General features: G+C 57.0%; 18 protein-coding genes. 9 read left to right on the forward strand and 9 right to left on the reverse strand.

What is annotated here, in order from left to right:
• Position 1: 1 nt before the first annotated feature.
• A complete protein-coding gene (locus FRD01_RS13855) occupies positions 2-670 on the forward strand; it encodes a hypothetical protein (RefSeq protein ID WP_146960592.1) in 669 nt (222 codons plus the stop codon).
• Here FRD01_RS13855 and FRD01_RS13860 read toward each other — a convergent pair.
• From FRD01_RS13860 to kdd, 7 genes are all read right to left on the reverse strand, one after another.
• On the reverse strand, positions 667-2,961 hold the full coding sequence (locus FRD01_RS13860) for a biosynthetic peptidoglycan transglycosylase (protein WP_146960594.1): 2,295 nt from the start codon (positions 2,959-2,961) through the stop codon (positions 667-669). The genes FRD01_RS13855 and FRD01_RS13860 overlap by 4 nt on opposite strands.
• A complete protein-coding gene (locus tag FRD01_RS13865) occupies positions 2,943-4,214 on the reverse strand; it encodes a dicarboxylate/amino acid:cation symporter (protein ID WP_146960596.1) in 1,272 nt (423 codons plus the stop codon). The genes FRD01_RS13860 and FRD01_RS13865 overlap by 19 nt, the downstream gene beginning before the upstream one ends.
• Positions 4,215-4,269: 55 nt before the next feature.
• Positions 4,270-6,996 (reverse strand): sulfatase-like hydrolase/transferase, encoded by a 2,727-nt coding sequence (locus FRD01_RS13870; protein WP_146960598.1) that lies wholly within the window; start codon positions 6,994-6,996, stop codon positions 4,270-4,272.
• Between the two features lie 15 nt (positions 6,997-7,011).
• Positions 7,012-8,856, reverse strand: a complete 1,845-nt coding sequence (locus FRD01_RS13875; protein ID WP_146960599.1) for a hypothetical protein — start codon at positions 8,854-8,856, stop codon at positions 7,012-7,014.
• A 92-nt stretch (positions 8,857-8,948) separates the two neighbouring features.
• On the reverse strand, positions 8,949-10,727 hold the full coding sequence (locus tag FRD01_RS13880) for a phospholipase D-like domain-containing protein (protein ID WP_146960601.1): 1,779 nt from the start codon (positions 10,725-10,727) through the stop codon (positions 8,949-8,951).
• 259 nt (positions 10,728-10,986) lie between these two features.
• Complete coding sequence (thiO, locus tag FRD01_RS13885; protein WP_146960602.1) at positions 10,987-12,066, reverse strand: glycine oxidase ThiO; 1,080 nt, start codon at positions 12,064-12,066, stop codon at positions 10,987-10,989.
• Entirely contained in the window at positions 12,063-13,094 is a 1,032-nt protein-coding gene (kdd, locus tag FRD01_RS13890; RefSeq protein ID WP_146960604.1) for an L-erythro-3,5-diaminohexanoate dehydrogenase, read from the reverse strand. The genes thiO and kdd overlap by 4 nt, the downstream gene beginning before the upstream one ends.
• 139 nt (positions 13,095-13,233) lie before the next feature.
• On the opposite strand from kdd, the gene FRD01_RS13895 reads away from it, so the two are divergent.
• Positions 13,234-15,780: an AAA family ATPase gene (locus tag FRD01_RS13895; protein ID WP_146960606.1), complete on the forward strand. Its 2,547-nt coding sequence runs from the start codon at positions 13,234-13,236 to the stop codon at positions 15,778-15,780.
• Positions 15,781-15,858: 78 nt separating this feature from the next.
• Entirely contained in the window at positions 15,859-17,985 is a 2,127-nt protein-coding gene (gene dnaX, locus FRD01_RS13900; protein WP_146960607.1) for a DNA polymerase III subunit gamma/tau, read from the forward strand.
• A gap of 1 nt (position 17,986) precedes the next feature.
• On the opposite strand, the gene FRD01_RS13905 is transcribed toward dnaX, so the two are convergent.
• Both FRD01_RS13905 and rfbA read right to left on the reverse strand, forming a co-directional pair.
• Complete coding sequence (locus FRD01_RS13905; protein ID WP_146960609.1) at positions 17,987-19,339, reverse strand: sigma 54-interacting transcriptional regulator; 1,353 nt, start codon at positions 19,337-19,339, stop codon at positions 17,987-17,989.
• Between the two features lie 79 nt (positions 19,340-19,418).
• A complete protein-coding gene (gene rfbA, locus FRD01_RS13910) occupies positions 19,419-20,285 on the reverse strand; it encodes a glucose-1-phosphate thymidylyltransferase RfbA (RefSeq protein ID WP_146960611.1) in 867 nt (288 codons plus the stop codon).
• A gap of 301 nt (positions 20,286-20,586) precedes the next feature.
• Here rfbA and FRD01_RS13915 point away from each other — a divergent pair, with 301 nt between their 5' ends.
• The 6 genes from FRD01_RS13915 (at position 20,587) to FRD01_RS13935 (ending at position 23,922) form a co-directional block, all read left to right on the forward strand.
• Positions 20,587-21,372: a hypothetical protein gene (locus tag FRD01_RS13915; RefSeq protein ID WP_146960613.1), complete on the forward strand. Its 786-nt coding sequence runs from the start codon at positions 20,587-20,589 to the stop codon at positions 21,370-21,372.
• Between the two features lie 357 nt (positions 21,373-21,729).
• Positions 21,730-22,710, forward strand: coding sequence for a hypothetical protein (locus FRD01_RS13920; protein ID WP_146960615.1), 981 nt, complete (start codon positions 21,730-21,732; stop codon positions 22,708-22,710).
• Between the two features lie 8 nt (positions 22,711-22,718).
• The gene (locus FRD01_RS13925) at positions 22,719-23,207 is read left to right on the forward strand and encodes a hypothetical protein (RefSeq protein WP_146960616.1); all 489 of its coding nucleotides are present in this window, start codon (positions 22,719-22,721) and stop codon (positions 23,205-23,207) included.
• A gap of 29 nt (positions 23,208-23,236) precedes the next feature.
• Positions 23,237-23,401, forward strand: coding sequence for a hypothetical protein (locus FRD01_RS24385; protein WP_249755624.1), 165 nt, complete (start codon positions 23,237-23,239; stop codon positions 23,399-23,401).
• A gap of 15 nt (positions 23,402-23,416) precedes the next feature.
• The gene (locus FRD01_RS13930; RefSeq protein WP_146960618.1) at positions 23,417-23,638 is read left to right on the forward strand and encodes an addiction module protein; all 222 of its coding nucleotides are present in this window, start codon (positions 23,417-23,419) and stop codon (positions 23,636-23,638) included.
• Positions 23,635-23,922 (forward strand): type II toxin-antitoxin system RelE/ParE family toxin, encoded by a 288-nt coding sequence (locus FRD01_RS13935; protein ID WP_146960620.1) that lies wholly within the window; start codon positions 23,635-23,637, stop codon positions 23,920-23,922. The genes FRD01_RS13930 and FRD01_RS13935 overlap by 4 nt, the downstream gene beginning before the upstream one ends.
• The last annotated feature ends 2 nt before the right edge of the window (positions 23,923-23,924 follow it).

A 23,924-nucleotide genomic window follows, 5' to 3' on the forward strand; every position in this document is an offset into this window, starting at 1 on the left:
TATGAATATGAATGTTTTGAAATGGATTCTGCCACTTTCGTTGATGATTGCTGGGGATGCGATGGCACAAGACCAGAGCCTCTTCCTCGAACTACGCATGGGAGGCCAGGTCGCCGAAGACGCGTCCATGGACTTCATCACGGACTCCAACGTGATTCCGATCACGTCGATCTCGGTTGGCGGCTCTATACCTACGCTTCCCGAGTTGCGCGCGGGCGTGATTTATCAGGGAAATGTGGAAGAGCGCGTGCCTTACCGGCTCACCGACCTGCAATTTGACTGGCAGCTTCAACAGGTAATGGCGTTTGCGGACTACGGCGTGGAGCTCTTCGGATTCTTGCGCCCGAGCGTGCGTGCAGGACTTGGTTACTCCAACCAATTTGTGGAAGTGGAGCTCAACCGAAGCCTCTACTCGGATTACGCGCACGACCTCGTCTACATGGCGACGGCCAATATCGATGCGTCTTTCACCATCCACCAAACGCCGAATTTTGCACTGCGTTTGGCAGGGCTTTTTGAGCTCGGCTGGCTTGGTCAGACGGCCGCTGAGTTTGACGAACTCGAGCGAGATAAGAACGACGAATGGGACCGCGTGCCTCCGACGTTGGGCGAGCTCAACATCAACGGTTTGCGCTGGTCGGTGGGCGTCGGGCTCGAAGCCGCGTTCTAGTCTTCCACGATTTTGAGCGTTCGACGGCCAAATTTTCCGGCCTGAACCTCCCTGTTCCAGCGCGCCCAACTCGCCATGTCGATTTGATTTAGAAACCGGAGGTTGGTCAGGATCCTGCCAACCTTCTCGGCGCGCGAACGGGCGATCTTGCCTTCCAAAATAGGGGCCCCAAAACGCGTGGGTGAGGGCAAGATCGAGGCGAGCAGGGCCATCTCTGGAACCTGGAGCTCGGCGGCTCCGACGCCAAAATAGCGCTGCGCCGCACGTTCGATTCCCTTCGCGCCACCACCCCAATCCGCAATATTTAAGTAGATCTCCAGAATTCGTTGTTTTGGGACGAGCTCCTCCATTCGCCACGTCAGATAGGCCTCTTGGAGCTTTCTGGAAATCGTCCGATCGTGATTCAGGAACACGTTCTTAACCACCTGTTGGGAGATCGTACTCCCGCCTCGCTCAAAGCTCTTGGCCTCAAGGTTATGCACCATCGCCGCCTGCAGTCCTGCCCAGTCGAACCCTGGGTGGTCAAAAAACGAGGCGTCTTCGGCCGACAACAAGACCTGCGGAATCACCGCCGGAAGTTGGTCATAACTTCTCCAGAACTTACCAAGGCCGTCCACACCCGGAGGAGGCCCTGCTGCAGCCAGGCTAGCCGGGTCCATGTTTGGAGAATCCCTCAGAACCTTGACGTCTCCCCCGAGATCTCCATCCAGGATCAATCGATCGGGGGCTTCCGTATGCCCACGAACACGAAGGTTGAAATCCACGGATCCGTCCAAGATCGCCTCGCGCGCAATATCATTGATCGAGGGCGGCATTGCGTCCTTGAGTGACGCGGCAAGGACTTGGTCACCTTTGACGAATCCATCAAACGCAAAACCGGCTCCGGCCCTGAGTAGATGCGCCCCAAAGGAGACATCCGCCGCGGGTCCAAGGTTCAGCTGCCCCTGGGAGAGGCTCACGGACTTGCCTTCCAGGTCTATGAGTGCATCAAATCGAAGCGAAAAATTCGGAAACACGAGCTCTTCGCTCGCCAGTCGGCCAATATTGATGCGGGCATCGCGCACGCTCAAAGACGTGCTCAGCTCGAGCACCCCGACGGGCTCCCACACGGCTTCCATGGTGCCGCTTAGAACTCCGGGGAGAATGTAGCGAGGCAGGCGCGCCGCCTCTACCACTCGGGTTGCCACGAAGTCCTGAGCAAAGAATTTCGCGCGAATCTCGCGGCCGACGCTGGCCTGCAGGTCGAGGCGTCCACCGTCTATATCCACGAGTTTGGATTGGAATTCGAGGAGTCGGTCGGCCGGGAAAATACGAAGGCGGGTCTCGGTGATTCGCGGCTGCAAACCGAGCTCGCGCCCCGCAGGAAACTCCATATCGGCTGCCTTGACCTCGATCTCGTTCGGATAGAGCGCAACCAGGGCCGCGGGCGTAAAGAGCTCCACCGGCTTGAGCATCTGCCAGCCCATCCGAAACCGCGCATCTTCCAGCTTCAAGACATCGTCGCAATTCAGGCAGATTGAGATCGCGCCTACGTCGACTTCGGGCGTGGAGTCGGCTTCGAACCACGCATGAAGCTTCGTGGGCTCATTCGCCTCCACGCGGATCCGCTCGCTCCGCTCACCCATCAACGAGTGAATCCCAAAGGTCACCCCGTCCGGAAATGTGCCGTAGCCGTTCGCGCCATTGACGCTTCGCCCCCCGTTCCAAACAAAGCTGAGGCGGGAAATCTTCATCGGCTTCGGCATCACGAGCGGCGAGACTTTGGAGATTGCCGACGCGTTGATGACTGTGATTTCCAGGGGGTAGAACGGTTTGTCTGCGCGGGCTTTCTCGCTGTCCACGCGGGGTTTCTCCGCCTTTGCGCCTTTGTCTACGCTGGGCTTCTCCGCCTTGGCGCTTTCGTCTTTGACCTTCGGTGGAGTCCACGGAATCCAAATCGCTCGTGAATCGATAACCTCCACCGACTCGGGGCGTGGGTCCAACTCGAAGATCGAGCTGATAGACGGGTAGACTCGGATCTTCTTGGCCTCGACCTCAAGTGCACGATCTCCACGCGGAATGCGGAGCAGAACCCCGTCCAGCTCCACGCCAGTCAGGCCCACTGGGCGCATCTCATCCACGATCAGATCGACCTTGTATCGTTTTGCCTGATTCTGCAGAAGCCCCGTGACTCTCTTGCCGATCACCATATCGGTTCGCGCAATAAACCCTAGACCCAGCAATAATGCGATGATCCCCAGGCTCAGTGACACGATCGACGAGGCACGCACGCTCAGTCTTCCCCAACCCATTTCGAGACCACGGCGGCGCCGATTGAGTCTCCGAAGACGTTGATGGTGGTTCTGCACATATCCAGAATTCGGTCTACGGCCACTACCAGGGCGTAGGCGGATGCCGGCAGGCCAACGGCCTCAAGCACGATGATCATGGTAACGAGACCTGCGCTTGGCACGCCTGCTGCGCCGATCGCGGCAAGGGTGGCCGTGACCACCACGATGACCTGGGCGCCGAAGCTCAGGTCAACCCCGAGCGCATTGGCGATGAAGACCACGGCGACCGCCTCGTAGAGTGCGGTGCCGTCCATGTTAATGGTGGCGCCGAGTGGAAGCACGAAGTCGGCGACGTCCTCTTTGACGCCCGCGCGATCCGTGACGCATTCGCGTGTGACGGGGTAGGTCGCGGAGCTCGACGCGGTGGAGAACGCCGTCAAGAGTGCGGGGACCATCGCTTTCAAGAAGGCCAGTGGGGAGCGTTTGGTCACTACAAAATAGATGATCGGAAGCACCACGAATCCGTGGAGCCCAAGACCCGCCACCACCGCAAACATGTACGAGCCGAGGCTCTCAAAGAACGAGGGCAGGTCGGCCAGTTTAGGGTCGAGCAAGGTCTGAACAAAAAGCGCCGCCACGCCAACCGGTGACGTCAACATCACCCAGTCCGTGATCTTCATGATCAAGACGTTGAGTTGGTCCACCACCACGCGAACTTCCTTAACCGCCTCGCCGAGCACCAACATCGCGAGCCCAGCCACCACCGACACAAAGATAATTGGGAGCATATCGCCTGATGCCAGCGCCTCGAAGAGGTTTGGGGGGATGATATCCCTGAAGACGTGCAGGAGCGGCTTTGGCACAAGGGTCTCGCCGCCCGGGTCACTCAGATTGAGTCCAACACCAGGCTGAACCACGTTGACCACCAGGAGGCCAAGGCAGACCGCCAAAAACGTGGTGGCCATGTAATAGACCATGGTTCGCAGTCCAACCTTACCGAGCTTGGAAGCGTCCCCCATAGACTGGATGCCGGACATCACGCTCAAAATGATCAGCGGCACCACGATCAGCTTTAGCAAGCGGATGAAGACTTCGCCCACAAAGACAAATGGCTGCCGGATGCTGTCCATAAGGGCGAGCGCCGCGCTCATGGCTTCGGGGTCCGCGTCCGTGGGCAAAACCACCTGGCGCACGATCACCGAAAAGATGAATGCGACCACTAGCCCAAGGGCGATCTGCCAATGTAGCTCTTTGTACCAGCGCGAATCGGACATAACGGCTCCTGAGTCTGCAGTGTTCTAACAGGCAGGCCGCACGCTGTCGACGTTTTCACTTCTTCTTGCTCAAGCGTTTGATTTCCCAGTCGATGTCGCGTTTGAGGCGGGGGTACATCGCGAGGAGTTTGCGCAGGCGCGGAATGTCCTTGTGGCGGACAAAAACCTTGACGATATCAAGACTTAGAAGCTCGTCGGCCTCGGCCACTGCCAAGAGCGGCTCAAGGCCTTCGGCACCTTTGAGTGCGTCATATGCGTGGACCGCGTTTTGGCGCTCCCTCAAGCCGCGCGATTGGTTGCGCAAAGAGGTCTCCACTGCTGCCAAACCCGCACTATCCTTGAATGTCCGCACATTCTTGAGCGCCTGAATTCGTACTTCTTCTGCCTCGTGAGAGAGCGCTTCGGTATTGAAGGTCTTGAGCGCCTCTGACTTCTCAAACTTGCTGAGCAAGCTCACGAGAGACGCCGTTGCCTCTTGGCTAAGCGGTCGTTTGATAAGCTCCAAAATGAGCGACTCCCACGACGCATCCGCCGCCTTGGTCACGGCCACCCATTCGAGCCACGCCGCGAGCAAAGTGTCATTGCGCTTGGCGATCAGGGCCTTGGCCTGGTCGGGATCGGAGATTTTGACGCTCGCGTGTGCGCCGAGGCGCACTAACTCTTCTTCACGCGCAGGCGTGGCCGAAATCTTCGTGAGCAGCGCCTCGCCGATGGCTTCGCGTTTGGCAAGGGTCGTCAAGATCCAGCGCTCGACATCGGGGTTTTGAGTTCGCGCAAGCAGTTTGGCCGCAGCCTCGTCAGTGGTCTTGGACGGGCTCGCGGCAGCCAATCGGAGCAGAAAGAGCAAGGTGTCGGTGACGTTGCTTCCATCAAACATACCGAGCTTTTCTGCGATCAGCTGCAGGTTGCCAGCGTTCTTGATCTCCGACTTTAGGAGCGTTGGGTTCTTCAGGAAGAGTTGGCGGCGCAATTCCTCGTCAATCGCTGTGTCCTGCCCGTAGAGATTCTTCTCCTCTTTTGGGTCAGTTCTGAGGTCAAACCTCATGAAAATATTCTGCTTGGGCTCGTAGATAAGCTTCTGGCCTTGATGCCAGACCGCGACCATCTTCGAGTTGTACGCCGTGGTGTAGTACGTGCGGTCATGGGGCTCTTGGAGGGCGCCTAGGAGTGACCGGCCTCGGTGTTCTGGGTTTGGCGGAAGCCCGAGGAGATCGTTGAACGTAGGCACCAGGTCGATGTTGCCCGATCCAGCCTTGATGACCTGGGCCTTCTTCTGAGGGAGACAAATCGCCAGAGGCACACGCACTTCTTCTTCGTAAGCGGTGGGGCCGTGGTTCCAGATATTGTTGTCGCCAAGCCCTTCGCCGTGGTCGGACGCGATGACGATAGCAGTCTTGTCACGCAGACCCTTGGCCTCGAGCTCTTCGACGATGGTCTTGAAGGTTCGGTCGAGCCATTGCATCGACATCTGATAGCGCTTTTTTCGGGGCAGATTTTTACCCGCCAGATACTCGTCATTGTAGCCGGCGTCGTGCATCGCCATGAAATGGACCCACGCGAAGAATCGGCCGTCTTTGTGCTCCTCAAGCATGGCTTTGGTGATGGGCACCACATCGTTCTGCTCAAAAACCGTGTAGACACCAAAACGTCCGAAACCGTCTAAGAGCGCCTGTGTGACGTCATAGCGCGGCTCGAAGAAGTAGTTGTTCACCACCGCAAACGTGTTGATTCCGGCTTCCTGATATTCCCGGCCGAGCGCGCGGCCATTTTGGTCTGGGGACTCCCAGGCCTCGATGGACCTGAATGTGGGTGGGATAGACTGATGTGTGGCCGATGCCTGCGAATAGACGTGCTCAAAAGTCACACATTCTTCGGTCAGAAATCCGTTCAAAAACGGAGAGTCCGAGTCGCGAATCACGCTCTTGGGGGTACGCGACGGAGGCAAAGCATCAAACCTGAGCGTATCTACGAAGAGGAACAAAATATTGTCCGCCTGGCTGATCTTGGCTGCTGGAGAGGCGCTCAGGGGTGTTCCCTGGTCAAGATTGGTCAGCAGCTCGGTCAGGTAGTTGGTCTCAACGGGCTTTCCAAGGTGCTGCACCATATTGGTGGCAATGCCGCCTCTGAGGAGGAGCTCGGCGCGGACTGATGCCTTGAGCGTAAACCAAAAGATAGGCGCGGCGAGGAGCAGGGCGGCACTAAGGTAAGACACCCATTGAGTCCATGTAGGAAGCCGCTCACGGCTCGCCCAGATCGTCCTGAAGGCCGCCGTGAGAACGGCGAGTACACCGAGATGGGTAAGGAGCAGATGGGCAAGAGGGTAGAGCCCAGGCAGTATTTTGGAGTCAACGCCCCAAATCACCGCCGCCAAGACCAAAAGCGCGGCGTTGACCCACCAGCGATCGAGCCGTCGCAGCGCCTCGCCGAGTGCCGCAATCGCGAGCGCGCCGCCGAGCGCAGCGACCCACGCAATCGCTGGCGCCCAACTCTGCTGCGAAACCCAGCCGCCTTGAGCCAGAGAATCACCGACCAACCAGAAGACCGGCGAGAGGCCAAGGCCAACCACCGGTCCCCAAAGCCACGGCTTTAGGCGCGAGGCAAGGGCCGCGAGCCCGAGCAGGACCGAAGAGCCGGCAATCAGGGTTGCCATGCCCAGACTCAGCCCCCAGAGCGCGTTCGCGCCAAGGCCAGACACTGAGGGGCTAAGGGCGAGTTCCAACCCCATCGCCAGAAGCAGAGAAAAAAATAGCGCCCCTAAGGGCGCCAATCCGAGAAATTTCATGGCTTTAACTTGGCCCTACTCTTCGGTGCCGTCACTCGAAACACTGTTGTAGCGAACTTGGAGCTCGGTTCCGGCGAGGGCATTGGTCGCCTCTTGCTCGTCGTTCCAGAGAAGTTTCAAGCCGGGGAAGCCACTTGGGCAAGCGTCCCAGACAAACTTGGAATCATCTACCACACAGCCGCGTGGGAATGAGGCTTCACCAACACTATCAGGCAAGCAATAGCCGGAGTTTGCGATGGTATCGATGGTGCTAAGCGGGTTGGTCAGACGTGCACGAACCTGGATGCCCGACGTGCAATAATAAGCTGCAGGCACAGGCCTTTCAGGAAGACTCTGATCTCCGGTATTTGGCATCTGCACGCATTGGCCGGGCACACCCGTGTACGGGAACGCCGGGCACGAGGTGTCCTCTGGACCGTCACAAGGCATCACGGACTCATTCACACAGCCCGCCTGAGCTCGTCCGATTCGCGCTCCGATTTCCTGAAGAGCCGGTGAGAAGTCGGCCTGACACATGAAGCCTTGAAGCGGCGTATCAGGGCTGTTTTCCAGAGGCTCTGGGAAGAACTGACCCACGGGGAGCGTACGAAGGAAACCTTCGTACCTATCACCGCTCTCTGCGGTACCGTTGACCGTCGCACAGGTTGGGAAGGCAAAGACCTCGTCTTTTCCACAATCGTCCGGAATATCACCGGTGTAAGGGCCGTAAGTGCCGTGAATAGACGCCGCGAAGACGTCGGCAGGTCCAAGTTCGCGGCCTTTTGAAGCAGAGAGGTTGGCAATGAACTGCTCACCTAGGGTCGCGATCGGGATCAGAGGCGAGGTGGCCTCGGTGCCTGGTTTCGCGGCAAAATCACAGACTTGGTCACTACAGCCATTGAGGACGAGTGGTGGACGTGTAGGATCGCCGAGCTCGGTGATCTGACGCGAACCTTCGTGTGAACAATCGTTCTCGTCTGTGACAAAGATGGCTGCGAAACGCGCGTCTTGTCGGAGGAACCCGTGGTTTGGCGCAGAAGTATCTACCGTGGTGCCTTCTGGCGCGTTTACCGGACCACCGGTATTGACCGGCGACACGGCTTCTACTGCCGCGATTAGACCGGTCTCGATTCCATAGCCACGCGTACCCACAAGACTCATACATGCAAAATCAGCGGCCAGCCGCTCGTAGTCGATGACCGATCCTACGCGGTAATCTTGAGCGCGAAGAACCTTGGGAATCTGGCGATACTCGGACGGATCCGGGAAGAGTGAGGGCTTATCACACTCACCCAAACCACATACGCCCGGAATGCTACAGTCATCATTTTCTGGAGCCGCAAGTGCACACTGGATCTGAGCATCAGTGAAGTTGTACGACGCGGGATCCGGAGTGGTCATACATGCGATCGCCGCTGCGATCGCGTCGCGAATCGGAGTGACGTCAAGCGCTCGACCTTCATCTCCATCCAACACGCCACCCTGTCCGTCTGGCGCATACCAACAGGTGCGGTCAAAGCCGATCACTGGCTGCGGCGTGGACTGCAAGAGGCCAGGCATCGCCACGGGCTCAAGAGTATACGTAGGGTTCATATCCGTAGTGGTCACACCGATATGGAACTCGATATTATTGTCGAGCTCCTCGATGAATGTTCGGAAGTTATCGCGCAGAATCTTCTGTTCCTGACACATCGAGCCCGAGTTATCGATCACCCAGAGGATATCCAATTCCTCGGTGCCCGCGATATTGGTCTTCTCCTGAACCTCAACCACACCCGCAGATGTGGAAAGTGAGACAGGGTGGGAGTTACATCCCATTTGAAAAGCCGAAAGCGAAAGCGCGACGCCCGCTCCCATTAAAATACCAAGTCTTCGCTTCATGTTGTCCTCTGAGCTTCTCGACGGAGGCTAATGTAAAAGAATCTCGGAAACTCTAGCGAAAGCTCCCCCCCGTGTCTACTCGTGTGTTGGGATTATCGGCGCGTGCAGGAGTGGTGGCGCTCAGGACGTGAGCGGAAGGATGAAGAATTGACGTCCGAGCAGTTGGCGACGATCGCGCGCTTGAGCTCGTTGACCTGCTCCCAGCTAAGCGACATCGAGTCGAATACGATTGGGACGCGGCCGGTGCCATTCTCAACTTCGTCCATCAACTCGGTGTAGAGCGCGTCTTCGTCACCGAGGACCCAAAGGTTGTTGAAGTTCTCGACGAAGCTCTCGACCAACTCTGGGTATTGTGCGCCCTCGAAGAAGACCACGTTCTCAAAGGTGTTGTGCTCCGCATTATCCGACAAGTTGTAGCTTCCAGTGGCCACCGTCTCGCCGTCCACGATGAAGTATTTGTGGTGCATCTGAACCGCGTACGAGTAGTGCCAACGGTAGGAGTAGTACTTGAACTTGACGGGGATGCCAGCCTCGACCATCGAGTAACTGAAGTAGAAACCGCGGTCGAAACACTTGTTCTCTTTAGACGTGTTGCCGGCTGCATCAGCGATGCATGAGTCGAGGTTTCGGAGCTGAATCTCGTGAGTCGATTCGGCGATGAACTCCTGGCCGTCCAGAAGAATGCGGACATCGAGCTCTGGGTTCTCTTCGACCTTCTTCATCAACGCTATCGAAACTGGGCGTGAGCGAAGGTGGCCCGAAGCGATCCAGATAGACTTCTCAGCGCCCTCGATCATCTCGACAAGGCGATTAGCCACGGTGTTGGTGCCCGAGAGCGTGGTGAAGGTGTTGCCGTAACGGCTGCTATAGGTCTGCTTGAAGTTCGGCGAGGTAAAGACTGCGTCTACCGATGGGTCGTCAGGGATCATCGAATCGTCGATGGTGTCTGACTCGAAGAACTCGAGCTCGGTGTTCCACTCAAAATCGCGTGAGTGACCCCAGAGCGTGTTGAACTCTTGCTGGTAGCGAAGGTTCAGCTCGGCGTTGCCGTACACAAACACGGTGTTCTCGTCGTACTTGGTGCCGGCCGAGTGTGACCAGTTGCCCGAGCCGGTGAAGAGCACGCCGTTGTCGGTGGTGGACTGGTTGGCCGAGGCAGCGTTGCGTGGGCCGTCGATGATCGCGAATTTGTGGTGCATGATCTTATTGACGTAGCGAACGTCTACGCCCGCGTCTTCAAGACGCGAAGACTTCGTGTTCGCAGGGGAGCTCTTCTCCGAGTTCGCCGTGTCGAAAATCATGCGTACGCTCACACCGCGATCAACCGCGCGCTCAAGGGCTGAGCCGATTCCGGCGTCTGAATACGAGTACATCGCGATGTCCACCGAGTCTTGAGCCTGGTCGATGAGGTCTGCGACCTTCTTCAGGTGGCTATTCTGGTAGTCTTGAGGTGAAAAGATGACTTCAACTTGAGCTGCTGCTGGCGTGATGCAGAGGTCGGCGACGAGCGCGCCCAGGCTATCCATGGCGACAGGTCCAACGTACGGCACGTCGTCGATCTCAACGACGCTCGCAAAGACCTTGTCGTCAGCGGTGCCGGCAACTCCATCCGCTCCGTTTCGTGCGTCGATGATATTGTTCGCGGCGCGCGTATGGACGCCGCGATCCTTGAGCAGGTCTGCGGTGGTCGCGGTGCTGTTGATGAGCTGCAGAACTTTCTCACTCTGGCAGCTTCCCCAGAAATCATCCGCTTTTCCGTCCGTGAACGCCTGCTCGAACTCACCATCTGGCGAGGAGTCTTCATCCGTGTTTGCACATGCGGAGAAGGTTAGAGCGGCGAAGAAAACGGCGGTATAGCGGTTGAAGTACATGGACACCTCGAATCAAAATCGTTGAACGATTCTAGATAATGCACGAGGTGTGCCATGTCGGAAGCCCGCATTCTACGTGATCAAGGCGGGCTTTTGCCGGCAGGTGGATCTGTCATGGCAACCGAAGTTGCCAGATGAGTACACGCGGGCTCCGTCCGCGTGAGATGGGTGTCGCAAGCCCCCGCTGTACACGGCTCAGAGGGCGGCGTGCAAGCCAACCTTCAGCCCTGACATTGCACGTCTATCTTCTTTACGCAGTTCATCCTACGAGGACAGAGCCCTCGTAGACGGACACCATTCTTTCGGCGGTAGCCGGCGTGAGCAAAATGCCATTTCGCCCATGCCCCACGGACCAAAAGAGACCAGGCACCGAGCTCGCCCTAACTTGAGGCATATTGTCCAGGGTCATCGGCCGAAATCCCGTCCAAGTCCCCAGCACCCGCGCCTGATGAATACCCGGCAAAACCTCCCAGGCGCCCACCAAAATGTCCATCAGGCCACCAGCCGTCAGCGCCGGATCAAACCCTTGCTCCTCCATGGTCGACCCAATCACGAGCTCGCCGTCACTCCGCGGAATCAGGTACGCATCGGGCCCACGCACCACGTGCTTCAATAGCGGCGGCTCCCCACACTCCACCGCGATCATCTGTCCACGAACAGGCCGAACTCGCGGCCGGTCGTCCTTCGGCAAGCCCTCGATTTCCTTGAGCCACACGCCCGCACTGACCACCACACTCGGCGCAGAAATAAACCCTTCCTCCAGCTGCACCCCAGAAACGGCCCCGGCTTCAGTCTCGATCGCTAAAACCCTACAGCCCTCGCGCACCGACCCGCCAGCATTCCGAATCGCCTTGACCAGAGCCTGCACCAAAAGGCGAGGATCCACCTGATGATCACCTCGCACGTACAAACCGCCAGGAATCCCGGGCGCAAGGCCCGGCTCCAACTCGCGCAGCGCATCACCGTCCATGCGCTGAACCTCGAGCTCAAGCTCACGGTGATAGGTCCAGAGGTGGTCGATGCGCTCAAGATCGTCACGGTCGACGGCCACAATCAAGGTACCGTGGGTCCGGTAGTCGACCTTCATTTGACTGCGAGCTTCAAGACGCGCCACAAAATCCGGCCAGAGCCGCATGCTTTCTAGCTCAAACTTGAGGAGCTCCTCTTCGCCGAACTTGAGTTCCGCAGAAGGCGCAAGCATCCCGCCCGCGCGCCCCGATGTGCCCGCGCCAGCCTCATCACGCTCAAGAACCAAGACCTTGACGCCCTTTTCAGCTAACAACCATGCGGCTCCAAGCCCGGCGACGCCCGCACCGATGAAGATAACGTCTGGGGTCATGAGAGAAGCTCCTGCAGTTTTTCGCGCACGCCCGCGTGCCGACGCACCAAGTTCAGCGTCATCTGCGCATGACCTCTGGCAAAACCGTTGCCGATCAAGAGGTCCACGTCCTTACCCACGCCCTCGCTCCCAAGCGCAGCCTTGGAGAAATCGGTGGCCATATTGAAGAAGTAAACCTTGCCGCGGTCTCGAGTGCTCAGAATCGCGCCCATCTCGCTGTTCGCGATATTGCAGGTGTTGATGACCACATCCACGAGTTCGCCGCCCGTCATGTCCAGAACCGCGTCCAGAACGTCTGTGGGGCGAGTGGCGTCGCCGGTGCGGAAGGTGTCCATGAGCCCGTATTGATGGAGCGAGAGCATATTATCCGAGCGCAGATCAAACCCATAAATGGAGCCGTTCTCGCCGATTACCTCGCGCGCGGCCGCGGCACATAGCATGCCGCTTTTTCCGGCACCAAGAATCAAAACGCTTCGTGCACCTTGCACAAGGCGCGCAGTCTGCGCTGGCGCGCCACACACATCGAGCGCCGAGAGTGCAAGCCGCTCGGGAAGGTCTGCTGGTAGCGCCACGATCGGAGAGCTCGGCCAGAGGTACGCGCGCCCCTTGATATCCACCTGGTCGGAATCCAGATGTACCTTCGTGATGCTCTCGATCTCAAGGGGAGTCAGCGTCAACGAGACCAAAGTCGCCACGCGATCGCCCACTTTCACGGGGCCGTCGTAATGCGGCCCGATCTCAACCACGGTGCCGAGCAGCATGCCACCCGAGCCCGTCACGGGATTTTGCATTTTGCCGCGTTCAGCCACAATTCCCATGATCCGTTCAGCAATTTTGTCCGGATCCGCTCCGACTTCCCCTTTGATTTGATGAAAGCTCGCCGAATCGATATTCAGCGTGGCCACGTCGATGACGACCTCGTTGTCGTAATGAGGGGCCGAATTATCAAGCCTCTTCGATGCCTGAGGAAGGCCGCCGGCGGGCTCAATGACGCGGTGAAGTCCAAATAGGTGTCCGTTTTCTCGCATACGATCTCCAAAGCGAAAGTCGCCAAGACCCTATGCACTATTTGAACCAGCGTCTACTGTTTGAGATCATAAGTTCTGGTAGAATCACTTTACTTCAGCGGGAATCCAACGAGAGAGCCCTCGTGGACAGGAGTTGTACATGCAGAACGTCGAAGAAGAAGCTCGCCAAATCCTCGAAGAACTCGGTCAGTCGCAGGACGAGGAGCGTTATCGGATCTTGCGCGACCAGCTTTATGGTCTCGGCCCCTCAGTTATTGAGATTTTGCGCGGCGAGCTCCATAGCCCGAATTATCGGCGCCGCATGGCGGCCGCAACCAACCTGGGCCGAATGGGGGATACCGAAAGTGTTCCCGTCATCATTCAACTTCTAAACGATCCGCTCGCCCACGTGCGCGAGATGGCTCTCTTTGCGCTTGGGATCATCGGTGAGCCGAGCGCCGTGGATGCGATTGTTCATTCTTTGAGCGACTATGACGCGAACGTGAGGTTTCGTGCGGTCGTCGCGCTCGGAGACCTCGGATATCCACAGCTTGAGGACGTGCTGATCAACGCCATGAGCGACGAATCTTACGGCGTGCGTGAACAGGCCCTCTCGCAGCTGCGGCAGGTCGGCACGCCGCGTGCCATGCCTGTGATTTTGCGCGGCCTGCTCGAGCGAGAATACGAGATGCAGCAAATGGCCGAAGAGGCCGTGGACAGGCTGATTCCGCGCATGAGCCGCGAAAACTACAAGCAGGTGCAAGAAGCACTCACGATGCGTGAGCGGCGCCTTATCCTGAACTATCTGGAGTCCAGAAATCTCCAGGAGGTCTATGGCGCACTCTGGCAACGCCTGCAGGTGGTTTCGGCCAAGTCCGCCGCGCCCCAAAAAGGGCTCGATAAGTACGGCCGCCTCCTGAACGCGCCGCACGAGCGCGACCAGCTCAACCACGCGTGGGGCCGGGACGACGTGGTCGAGCTCCTCGTCCAACACTTCATGGAGCCTTCCGCCGAGCGCTCAATTCTACTCGTCGGAGACACCGGCACCGGTAAATCGGCCATCGTCCACGAGATGGCGCGGCGCCTCATCGAGCTCGGCGAGAAAGGCGACGAAGAAGAGGCCTGGCAAATCCTCGAGACGAACACCTCGGAGCTCATGAGCGGCACGCGCTACCTCGGGGATTGGGAGACCAAACTCAAGGAGATGGCCGAAGTCGTCATGAAGCACAAACGCGTCATTCTCTACATGACCAACCCGAACGACCTTCTCGGGGCCGGCGCGCACTCTAAGAGCGATGAGAATTTTGCGGACTTCTTTAAGCCTTATCTTCAGCGCGGCGAGATTCGGATTATTGCTGAGTGCACCGAGGAGAGCATGAAGAATGGGCTTAGCCGAGAGCCCGGATTCCTACGTCTATTTAAGCAGGTCAAAGTCCACCCGATGAACGATGCCGAAACCCTCGAGGTATTGGAAAATCGCATCGAAGGTCTCGTGCACGAGAAGAAGACCGTGGAGGCGGAGCCGCATTGCCTCGAGCATATCGTGGATTTCGCGCGCAGTTTCTACACCCGGAGTGTGGCGCCTGGCCGCGCCTGCGACCTGATGGATGCGTTGGTGGACTTCACCGCGCGACAGCCGCACACCGAGGATAAGCTCGTCTTGAAACGGGCCGATATTCCCACGTGTTTGAGCGAGGTGACCGGGATTTCGCTCGACCTTTTGGACGACACGATCCCGCTCGATCTCGAGCACACCGAGCAGTGGTTCTCTCAGCGTTTGATCGACCAAAATCAGGCGATCGATGGCATTGTTAACAGGCTTTCGCTCATCAAAACGGGCCTTACGGCGCCTGAAAAACCCCTCGGGATCTACTTCCTGGTGGGGCCAACCGGCGTCGGAAAAACCTACTTTACGAAGCTCGTGGCCGAGCGGCTTTTTGGCGACCCAAAACGTATGGTCCGCTTCGATTTGAGCGAGTATCAGGGCCGCTACGCCGTCGAAAAACTCATCGGCTCCCCGCACGATAAAGACCGCGAAGGCCTTCTGACCGAGGCGGTTCGAAACCAACCCTATTGCGTGCTTCTCTTTGATGAGTTTGAGAAAGCCGACCCCGAGATCTTCTCACTCTTCCTGCAGATCATGGACGAGGGACGCCTGACGGATGCGCGCGGCGAGACCACTGATTTCAGGCAGACGCTGATCTTTTTGACCAGTAACCTCGGGGCTTCCAAGTCGAGTGTGGCGCCGCTTGGGTTCTCGAACGAGGCCGAGGCTGCCTTTGAGGGCAAGATCCAGAAGAAGCTCGAGGAGTTCTTTGCGCCTGAGTTCTTGAACCGCCTCGATGACGTGGTGGTCTTTGAGCCTCTGACCCCGCAGGCGATGGATCGCCTGGTGCAGCTAGAGCTCAATAAGGCCTTTGAGCGGCGTGGATTCTTGCGCAGACGCATTCACGTTACCGCCGATCGCAGCGCCCGGAAGTGGCTCGAGGAGAACGGTTTTAGCTCGCGTTATGGGGCCCGTGAGCTCCATCGCGTCATCGAGAAGGCCGTGCTCACGCCGATTTCCAGGCTTTTGGTGGAGGAGGCGGACGCCGCGAGGGACCTCAAAGTCACCGTGAGCGCCTCGGATTCCGGGATCGAGGTTAAGGTCAACAAGACCAAAAAGCCCGTGCCCAAAGACCCAGGTCAGCCCCCAGTAGGCGCGTAGTTTCGGCCACAACCAAGGGTGTACATTGCCGGGTTTAGGTGTATCTTTCGCCCCGAAATCTTGGATCCTGGGACTCTTATGTCATACGTGGTGTTGGCCAGAAAATGGCGTCCGAAACAATTTGATGAAGTGGTTGGACAAGAGCATGTCGCGAGAACCCTGAAGAATGCCATCGTGCAGAACAGGGTAGCTCATGCTTTTTTGTTCACCGGTGCGCGCGGAGTCGGCAAAACGTCTAGCGCCCGAATTCTGGCAAAAGCCCTCAATTGTCAGGCCCAAGACGGCCCAACTCCCACCCCTTGCGATCAGTGTGATTCATGCAAAGAGATCACGGCTGGCCAATCCGTCGACGTCTTTGAGATCGACGGCGCCTCAAACCGCGGTATCAACGAGATCCGCGAGCTCCGCGAGTCCGTGCGCTACGCGCCGAGCCGTGGGCGCACCAAGATCTACATCATCGACGAAGTTCATATGCTCACTACAGAAGCGTTCAACGCGCTTCTGAAGACGCTCGAAGAGCCTCCGTCGCACGTCAAATTTGTGTTCGCGACGACCGAGCCGCAAAAGATCCCGGTCACCATTTTGAGCCGCTGCCAACGCTACGACTTTAAGCGGATTGGCCAGAATGATATTGTCCGTCACCTCGAGCTTCTATGCGGTGCTGAGGGTATCAAGGCCGATAAAGTGGCCCTGCAGATCATCGCGCGTCAGGCGGCTGGCGGTATGCGCGACGCGCTCAGTCTTTTGGACCAGATCATCAGTTTTTCAGGCAATGAGATCTCGGAAGCTTCGGTTCAAGAGATCCTCGGTGTGGCGAATCGTACTCATCTTTTCGACCTGAGCCAGGCCATCTTGAATCGAGATGCTGAGCGGTGCTTGCTGACGCTCGATGAGGTCCACCGCTTTGGCTACGACATGCAGCAGTTTGCGGCCGAGTTCGTGCAGCATCTGCGCGACTTTATGGTGCTCTCGGTGGTCAAAGATGCGGAGCGAGTCACGTCGATGACAAGCTCGGAGATCGCTGAGGCCCATCGCCAGATCGAAGGCGTCTCCACCGAGCTCCTCCACCGCTACTTCGCGCTCGCCGCGGCCACCGTTCCCGACATGGCGCGCTCGCAGTTCCCCAAGATGCACTTTGAGCTGATGCTCGTGCGTATGGCGTCGCTCGAGCCGCTCATCAGCATGGATCTGCTGGTGGACCGCCTGGCTGCGTTGGAGTCGGAGTTCGACGAACCCGAAAAAAAAAAGAATGACCTAGAAGCTCCACCCGCGAGCTCGCCTCGCACGGGACGCATCGAAGAAAGCTCAAGGCCGGCCGGGCCGAGCCACGTGCGTCTTGTTCAGGACTCCCCCGCCGAACCAGAGTCCCCCGAGGAGCAAATCCACGACTCAGAACCAGAACTTGTGGAGGAGTCGGAAGATTCGGAACCGATCGATGAGCCAGAACCGAGTAGTCCGCCCAATGAGCCGGAGTCCGTTTCCGAACCAGAGCTTCCGGAGGTTTCGGAGCCAACCGAGGTTCAACCAACGCCCGCAGAGCAGGTTCGGGAGCCAGAACCGGAACTTGTAGAAGAATCGGAGGTTCCAGAACCAGCCGAGGTTCAACCCACGCGGACAGAGCCCGCCTTTACGGCGCCAGCGGCTCCAGTGGTTCCCGCGGCTACAGGCATCAAGCTCCCAAAATTAGGAGATGTCACCGAAGCCGATGACGCCCTGATCTTCCAGGAAGCGCCCGAGGTCAACCACGAGGCGATCGCAGCCATTGAGCGGCTGAATCCGGCGCAAATTGCGGGGCTCACGTCGTACCAACGATGGACTAAGGTGGTCGACGCGATCCGTCCGTTCAATCAACCCGTGGCTGCCGCATGTGAGTACGGGTATCCCGAGCGTTTTGCAGACCACGTGGTGGAGCTCTCGTTTCCAGACAAGTACAGCGAACTCATCACCGAGCCCAAACGCTACCAAACCCTAGAAGGTGTGGTTCACGCGCTCTTCGGCCCCGAATGGAAGCTAGACCTTCAGCAAAACGAAGGCTCGGGCAACGTGAAGTCCATCGCCGAGGAGCGCGAAGCCGAAAAACAACGGCGCAAAAAAGCCCTTGTGGAAGAAGTCACCACCAACCCCATCGTATCTAAGGCCAAAGAGCTTTTTGAGGTGGAAGAGGACCGAGTGCGCGTCCAAGTTCAGCTTTTTGAGGATATGTAGGCTATTCCACGCCGAGCCGCTTCATCCAGTTCGTGAGCGTCTGATACGAATTCAGGCCCAATTCACGCGCGGCCTGAGTCTTATTGCCCTCCACGCGCTCCATGGTCTGAGCAATCACATCGCGTGCGATGGCGTCCAGATACTCTTGTAGATCGGAGACCTCGATAGGAGCTTTAGGGGCGGCACCAGCACGGATAATCGACGCACTCAAGGTGGCAATGCTTATCTCATCTCCACTGAGCAAGCTCGCCCGGCGTAAAGTTCCTTCTAGTTCGCGAAGGTTTCCAGGCCAGTTGTGAGTTGCCAGAACTTCCTCACAACCACTGGCTAAGGTGAAGTTTCGGGAAAAGTCCTCTGAGAGCTTGCGTAAGATTAGTTCTGCAATGGATAAGATTTCTTCTTTTCTCTGGCGCAGGGGAGGCACGTGGACGATCCCGATGGCCAAGAGGTGAAAGAGGTCGGGGCGAATCGCGCTCAAGAGCGCTTCTGGGGCCAAATCGGTGGACGCAATGATCCGGGCACGCAAGGACTTGGACTGAATCCGCCCGTCTCGCAAAACCCGCGTCAACCTCGCCTGGAGCGCGGCTGGAAGCGCATGGATCGACTCCAAAAAGACCGTGGCACGTGTCCAGAGAACTCCGTTTTCGGCAAAGAGCACGTGATCTAGGTCCTCGAGTGCAGCCGTATCACAATCCATCACAAAGAACGGGGCTTCGCGTCTAGACGATGCGCCGTGCATGGCTTCGGCCAAAAGCTCTCGGCCCACGCCAATCTCGCCGTGAATCAGGACCGGGACCTGTTTCTTGGCGAGCTCCAGCGCGTGCTTCGAGAGCTTCTCCAGAACAGGTCCACCGGCCTCGAGATCCGCCTCAGGCTTAGTACCCGATAAAGTTCTTTCTGGTTTGATCTGGCCAAGGTCCATCCGTGAGTCGATGACCTTCAAACCTTCACTCGGCGTCCAATGAAGGAGCTCGGCGCCGTGGGATTGCGCGAGATGAATCAGGACCGCATCCAAGATGGGCGACTCAGAGCCGAGCAGAAAACTCCACTCGATTTCTTCCTCGTCGATACGCACACGTGCGCCTTCCAGCGCCCCGAGCGTGGCATCGTAGACCTCATTAAAATCGAGCTCCGAGTTGAGCTTGACGCGATCGAGCTCGATAGGGGTCCCCACCTCTTGCGAAAGCCATTTGCGAAAGCTCCGCGCGGCCTTCTTTGATTGCGTGCTCAGTAGGATGACGTTGGCGTAGAACTCGTCGGCTACGACTCGGTGAATGCGACTCTCGGCCACCTTATTGGGACCGGTTGCATCGATATCGGCGTCACTTACCCAGGCGATTAGAACGCTTGCCATGTGTTGGATACTCCAAGAAGTGCGAATTTCGAGGAGAGTACACGCCGCTTAAGGTGTGGACAAGTAAAGTCGGCCCGGTTCAAGTGCGGGCGAGTTGTCTCAAGTACTCACCATAAGTAGATTTACCCAGGCTTTCGGCTGCGCGTCTCAGACCGGCGTCATCGATCCAACCCTCGCGCCACGCGATCTCCTCCAAACACGCGACCTTAAGGCCCTGCCGATTCTCAATCGTCTCCACGAAATTCGCCGCCTCGAGGAGAGACGAATGTGTACCCGTATCGAGCCACGCATAGCCCCGTCCGAGTCGCTCAAGCGTTAGAGATTCGCGCGCCAAATACGTCTTGTTCACATCCGTGATCTCAAGCTCGCCGCGCGCGCTGGGCTTGAGGTTCTTTGCGATCTCCACCACCGAGTTATCGTAGAAGTAGAGACCCGTGACCGCCCAATTTGAGCGTGGCTCTTTGGGCTTCTCCTCGAGGCTCAAGACACGGAAATCTTGGTCGAACTCCGCCACACCGTACCGCTCGGGGTCGCGAACCTGATAACCGAAGACTGTCGCACCACTCTCGAGCGCCGCCGCGCGTCGGACCTTCTCGCGGAGGTTCGCACCATAAAAAATATTATCCCCAAGAACTAGGCTTACGGTGTCGTCACCAATAAACTCCTCGCCGAGAATAAAAGCCTGCGCCAAACCATCGGGGCTCGGCTGTTCCTTGTACGAAAATTTGAGCCCCCACGCCTCTCCTGTGCCGAGGAGTCGCTTGAACATCGGCAAGTCGTGAGGCGTACTGATGATCAAAATCTCCCGAATTCCGGCGAGCATGAGCACGCTTAGTGGGTAGTAGATCATGGGTTTATCGTAGATTGGGAGCAGCTGCTTGCTCACCACCTGCGTCACCGGATGCAATCGCGACCCCGCTCCACCTGCCAGAATGATTCCTTTCATCGTCCTTCTCCTCGCGTTAGTCCCCGAGTTCTAGGACGGACGTGGTTTTTGTACAAGAGAGTACAAACAGGTCTTGATCCGTCCCGTTGAACCTGTTTCAATCTTGTTGAAAGGGTTGAAGGGACACTCGACCGCGCACGAAGCTAAGTTATGGTTTTCACAAAAAAACAGCACGTTAGAGATTGAGTCTTCGGCAGCAAGTGTGGGGAATCTTCCGTCGGATTGGGACGTGGGAAAGTTGTGCCCGGTTATGGCTTGAAGTTTTGTTTGGATAGAGATTTTTTTGAACGAGAGAAGAAAGATGAACAACTTAAAGAATATTGCCGCGGGACTCTTGGGTTTTGCGCTCATGGCTGGATGCAACTCTGAGTCGGAAGCTCCCAATCCCACCGAAGAACCTACACCAGAGGTTCAAGCCGCGACGCTCCCGGCAGGAGCGAATACCGAGAATTGTGCAACCGGCCCGGCTGCGCCAGAGCTCTGCGATTGGGTGGGCTCCGTAGACGCGATTGTCTGGGGCGAAATCGTGGAATTGAGGATGAAGGAGTTTCCAGCGGCGCTGGTGACCGATTTCTCGCAGACCGCCATGGATTGCGGAGGTCCCGTGGATGCAGCGCTCGAGATGGTGATCGACGTCACGGATGTCTATCACGGCTCACCGCCTTCTCAGTTGGTGGTCAAAGTGGGGCACCATCAGCTGGACGAATGGGAACCACGGCCAGCCCTTTCACCAGATGGCGAGCTAGTGTGGCTCGGAGACGGTGAGGCCCTTGAGACAGGGCATATGGTTGGGCTCGCTGCGCATCAGTCCGCGTCTGGAACCGAATGGGCTCTTATGGGCGAGGTGCTCTTCACTGAGTCATCAGGCACGTTGGTGGCACAGGATCGCGCGTCCTGTCAGGAGCCGGCACCCTTGGGCTTGGTGGGGCTTACACGTCAGCAGCTTGGGGATACCATTTTGGCATGCCCTACTCAGGCTTCACCGGCCGCCCAGACTCGACTCCAGGGACTCGACAGTATGTGGGACGAGAAGTCGTGGGCTTATGCAGGCCTATGCCATCAAGGCAGTGCGCAGTACCCAGATTGAACTAGGACGTGACCTCAACGAGATCGGAGACACCAGCAGATGCGCTCAAGGAAGCACAGACCCGGTTGGTGGCGAAGGGGATTAGTCTTCAAGAGTTTGGGTTGGAAAGAAGCGAGTTTGGGTATCTGCGGAGAGGACGCAATAGCGCTCAAGACTATGTTGGTCCGCACTATGCCTTCTTCTTTGCGCCGAATGCCAGAGTTGTTGGGAAGCGGATCGTGGAGACTGTGCCAGCTGTGAGCAGACAAGATATACTTGGACTCATAAACCAGGATGAGGCGCTTGAAAATGAGCGGAAGGCTTCACAAATGGGTGAGCAGACAATAGATGATGCGCGATAGTTATGGTTAAGCACCTATGAAAAACTCATTATTGAGATCATTAATCGTATCGGCGGCGGCCATGTCCATGGGTATTGGGTGTGAGGGCGAGCCGAGTTCTGAGAAGTTCCGCATCCGGGTGACCGGCTTGCTTGACGCGCACGAAGCCTTCACGTTGAAAGTCGATGGGCATGAGATAACCGAAAGGTTCTTTTTTGAAGGTGGTTATATTCGGGAACTGGAACTCAAGACATCGTTGCAGGATTTGAATGGCAAAAAGATCTTGGTTCGCAGCGAATTCGACGGCGAAACGGTGGGACAAACCACACTTGAGCCGTTTCTATGTGCAGGGATGAAGGCCAATAATCCTGATTTGGCGGGGTGGAACTTCACCGAAGAGCACGGATTGGTGTTGACCAACGAAGGAGATCTTCGGAAGAACGAAGATCTGGATCGGAACCTCAGTTATACATGTAATGCGATTCCTCCAAACGGTGAGGGTGGAGAAGGTGTCGGCACTTCTTGGTCCAGCGAAGAGTTGTGTGTTCACGCAGATCGCAGCGCCACAAAGATAGCTTTGTCGTTCGATGAATCAGAATCTCTCGATGCTGAGACATGCTCCGCTGGCTATGCCCAAAGAATGGGGGGACTACTGGCAGTCGCCTTCGGATTCCCGCAGGGTGGCAAAGAGTCATTAACGCTGGGGCTCATGGAGGTCAATGTCGGTGTGTTTGAAAAAGGGCCCGAATGGGATTCCATCATCGGAGCCTTACCCCTACCCTATGTCTTCACCGATTTCGAACAACCCACAACGCTTGTGTCTTTGACTCGTTGGAATACCGGTGAACCGGTTGAAATTATCGCCCCATTGACCGGAACATGGAAGCTGCGCACACTTACCTGGGGCGAAGAACCACGGTTAACTGGTGAGGTCGATTTGCAGTTCGTATCGGAAGAATTGGGACACATTCAAATTTCAGGCGTGTTTGATTTGCCTGTCCATCGATCAAGAAACTGAGGGCTCCAATGGGAATTCGATTTTGCCTTTGGGCGGTCTTTCTAGCGCTAGTGTTTGTGGGGTGTGCCGACAGCCCCAATAGCGACACTGATTATCTCATCTATATGCAAGTTGTTGGAACGCCAGAGGCTTTCACCGGGCGAACCATTATGATTGAGGACCAAATTCTGGGACCCAGAACCCAACGCATTATTGGGGATCGCGTGGTCGATGAACTTGAGGCAACCGTCACTCTCTGCACTCAGGATCGGGAGAAATTCTTGAACCATCCGGTTCTGATTAAGGTTTTGGAAGGCGAAGAAGTGATTCGAAAGCAGTCGATTAATCGCGTCGCCTGCAAGTACTCGCCAACCGAGGCTGGAAACACCGAGTACAACTCTGTTTATCTTGAGATTGATGGGTCCATCGATGCAGAGTTTGGCAATAGTACAAGGGTGGACACCAGTTGCTATCCCCCCAGTTATGGACTCAGCTGTATCAACGATCCTGACTTTTGAAGGGTTTGAACGCCCGACTTGAGGTTGCCTTGCCGAAGTTCCGCGTTATAGCGGTGCCTCAAAGCCTCGAGTTTTTTCCAAAATTCTCGGAGGAGTTCGAAGGCGCAGAAGTTGGTGGTGGAGCCGGCGCTGAGTTCGCTGGTACCCAGATTGAACTAGGACTTGACCCACTCAACGAGATTGGAGACACTTAAAAACAGGAGTAAATTATGGCAGATACTGAAACACTTGAGTCCAGCGTGTTGAGTCTTTCGGCAAAAGAGCGTGGCCAACTTTTGGTTTCTCTAATCAGGAGCTTGGAGGAAGACGATCACGCTAGAAGTTGGAGCGATGAGATTCAGCGTCGACTGGAGGAGTATCGTAGGAATCCGAGTCAGGTTATTGATAGGCATGAGCTGATTGCTAGCCTTCGGAACCGAGCACGGGGATGACTATCCTGGTTCTTCCCGGGGCCGAACGAGACATCAAGGAGGCAATCAACTTCTACGATGAAACGTCCATCGAACTCGGTGAGTTTTTGGTTGGCGAATTTGATAATTGCCTCGAGTTGATCGCAGAAAATCCAAGGATTGGACGAGAAGGGGAAGATAGCGTCCGTAAGTTTCCTCTGGGCCGCTTTCCTTACGACATCGTTTATTCGTTTTTGGACGGTGAGATCCTGGTTATTGCAGTGGCCCATCAACGAAGGCGCCCGGGTTACTGGGCCAACCGGTAGAA

The sequence above is a fragment of the Microvenator marinus genome (assembly GCF_007993755.1).
Classification (GTDB): Bacteria; Myxococcota_A; Bradymonadia; order Bradymonadales; family Bradymonadaceae; genus Allomicrovenator; species Allomicrovenator marinus.

Coding starts and splice junctions, on each gene's coding strand:
- FRD01_RS13875 (WP_146960599.1), bottom strand. CDS start 8,856: ATGAAGCGAAGACTTGGTATTTTAATGGGAGCGGGCGTCGCGCTTTCG.
- FRD01_RS13855 (WP_146960592.1), top strand. CDS start 2: ATGAATATGAATGTTTTGAAATGGATTCTGCCACTTTCGTTGATGATT.
- FRD01_RS13905 (WP_146960609.1), bottom strand. CDS start 19,339: ATGGCAAGCGTTCTAATCGCCTGGGTAAGTGACGCCGATATCGATGCA.
- kdd (WP_146960604.1), bottom strand. CDS start 13,094: ATGCGAGAAAACGGACACCTATTTGGACTTCACCGCGTCATTGAGCCC.
- FRD01_RS13925 (WP_146960616.1), top strand. CDS start 22,719: ATGGGAATTCGATTTTGCCTTTGGGCGGTCTTTCTAGCGCTAGTGTTT.
- FRD01_RS13915 (WP_146960613.1), top strand. CDS start 20,587: ATGAACAACTTAAAGAATATTGCCGCGGGACTCTTGGGTTTTGCGCTC.
- FRD01_RS13920 (WP_146960615.1), top strand. CDS start 21,730: ATGAAAAACTCATTATTGAGATCATTAATCGTATCGGCGGCGGCCATG.
- FRD01_RS13935 (WP_146960620.1), top strand. CDS start 23,635: ATGACTATCCTGGTTCTTCCCGGGGCCGAACGAGACATCAAGGAGGCA.
- FRD01_RS13880 (WP_146960601.1), bottom strand. CDS start 10,727: ATGTACTTCAACCGCTATACCGCCGTTTTCTTCGCCGCTCTAACCTTC.
- FRD01_RS13895 (WP_146960606.1), top strand. CDS start 13,234: ATGCAGAACGTCGAAGAAGAAGCTCGCCAAATCCTCGAAGAACTCGGT.
- FRD01_RS13870 (WP_146960598.1), bottom strand. CDS start 6,996: ATGAAATTTCTCGGATTGGCGCCCTTAGGGGCGCTATTTTTTTCTCTG.
- rfbA (WP_146960611.1), bottom strand. CDS start 20,285: ATGAAAGGAATCATTCTGGCAGGTGGAGCGGGGTCGCGATTGCATCCG.
- FRD01_RS13865 (WP_146960596.1), bottom strand. CDS start 4,214: ATGTCCGATTCGCGCTGGTACAAAGAGCTACATTGGCAGATCGCCCTT.
- FRD01_RS13930 (WP_146960618.1), top strand. CDS start 23,417: ATGGCAGATACTGAAACACTTGAGTCCAGCGTGTTGAGTCTTTCGGCA.
- dnaX (WP_146960607.1), top strand. CDS start 15,859: ATGTCATACGTGGTGTTGGCCAGAAAATGGCGTCCGAAACAATTTGAT.
- thiO (WP_146960602.1), bottom strand. CDS start 12,066: ATGACCCCAGACGTTATCTTCATCGGTGCGGGCGTCGCCGGGCTTGGA.
- FRD01_RS13860 (WP_146960594.1), bottom strand. CDS start 2,961: ATGGGTTGGGGAAGACTGAGCGTGCGTGCCTCGTCGATCGTGTCACTG.